The organism is Pseudomonas sp. SIMBA_068 (assembly GCF_046534705.1).
Classification (GTDB): Bacteria; Pseudomonadota; Gammaproteobacteria; order Pseudomonadales; family Pseudomonadaceae; genus Aquipseudomonas; species Aquipseudomonas putida.
Genome location: NZ_JAWRYI010000893.1, coordinates 1 through 259 on the forward strand (window position 1 = coordinate 1; position 259 = coordinate 259).

Below are 259 nucleotides of genomic sequence, written 5' to 3' on the forward strand. Positions count from 1 at the left end.
CTTAGTTAGCTCTAAGTACCAATCACAGAACTGGTTCCAAGTGAATTCGTAAAGTGTATTAGCGGCTAAATCAAAGCGGTAGTTATCAAGGTGCTCAGTGTACGTTTTAACGGTGGCTTCATATTGGCCTAAAATCCAACGATCAGCTAGCGAGTACTCTTTTTGTGCATCGTTTGCAAAACCACAGTCTTGCTCTTCTGTGTTCATTAATACGTAACGGCTCGCGTTCCATAGTTTATTACAGAAGTTTCGGTAACCT

At 41.3% G+C, this 259-nt stretch carries 1 protein-coding gene; it reads right to left on the minus strand.

The window, feature by feature from the left end; translation table 11 throughout:
• Positions 1 to 259 (minus strand): class I tRNA ligase family protein (locus tag SB756_RS31950; RefSeq protein ID WP_410913484.1); only part of this gene is annotated, 259 nt, incomplete at both ends.